The organism is Muribaculum sp., from assembly GCF_029051885.1.
Classification (GTDB): Bacteria; Bacteroidota; Bacteroidia; order Bacteroidales; family Muribaculaceae; genus Muribaculum.
Genome location: NZ_JAIDKI010000049.1, coordinates 1 through 1193 on the forward strand (window position 1 = coordinate 1; position 1193 = coordinate 1193).

A 1193-nucleotide genomic window follows, 5' to 3' on the forward strand; every position below is an offset into this window, starting at 1 on the left:
CGGTAAATTTGCGATAGTGACAGTAGGACGTATCAATAATATCGCCGAGTTGGAAAAGGAACTGCTGGCTAAAGGCCATCACTTCTGTGAACACTCCTATGATATTATTAATCCTACAGAGATGGTAGCCGCGCTTATATGCGAGGGAAAGGACTATGTGAGTGGTATTGAGAATGTGTATAAGCGGCTCAAGGGTTCATGCTCTATGCTGCTCCTGACGGAGAACAGCATTATTGCCGCACGTGACCGCCTCGGACGTACACCTATAATAATAGGTAAGAAGGAGGGTTCTCATGCGCTTACAAGTGAGACATGTGCTTTCCCCAACCTTGGATATGAGGTTTGCTATAATCTTGGACCGGCTGAGATTGTAGAAGTCAAGGCCGATGGCTTCCGTCAGCTGAAAGCTCCCGGCGAGGAGATGCAGGTGTGTGCTTTCCTTTGGACATATTACGGATATCCCGTATGTGAATACGAAGGACGCAATGTCGATGAGATGCGCTATGAGGCCGGTATGGAAATGGGGCGTAACGATGACCAGGAGGTCGACTTTGTAAGCGCTGTCCCAGATTCCGGTATTGGTATGGCTCTTGGATATGCTGAAGGCAAGGGTGTGCCTTATCGTCGTGGAATAGTTAAATATACTCCGACATGGCCACGCAGTTTTACACCTTCTACCCAGGAGCGTCGTGAGCTTGTGGCGCGTATGAAACTGATACCCAATAACGCATTGCTTTACAATAAGCGTGCGATATTCTGCGATGACTCTATTGTAAGAGGTACACAGCTACGCGACAACGTCAAGGATCTGTTTGACTGTGGAGCCAAGGAGGTACACGTACGCATAAGTTGCCCGCCGCTTATATACCCATGCAAATTTATCAATTTCACAGCCTCTAAGAGCGATATGGAGCTGATAACCCGCCGCGTGATTAAAGACCTGGAGGGTGATCCCAATAAGGATCTTGATAAATATGCTACCACCGGGTCTCCCCAATATGAGGCTATGGTAGAGAAAATCCGTGAGCAGCTCGGGCTTACATCGCTTAAGTTCAGCTCTGTGGAAACTGTTGTCAAGGCTATCGGTCTGCCTAAATGCAAGGTATGTACCCATTGCTTTGACGGTACAAGCTATGAGTGATAATCAACCTGTCTATTATACCCATCTCCGAGCCAACGATCCAGGAAGAAAT

The 1193-nt window shown here is 47.6% G+C and carries 1 protein-coding gene; it reads left to right on the forward strand.

Annotated features, from left to right (window positions below; all coding sequences use genetic code 11):
* Window positions 1–1141 (forward strand): amidophosphoribosyltransferase (locus K2I50_RS02185; RefSeq protein WP_301024613.1); only part of this gene is annotated, 1141 nt, incomplete at its 5' end.
* Window positions 1142–1193 lie beyond the last annotated feature (52 nt).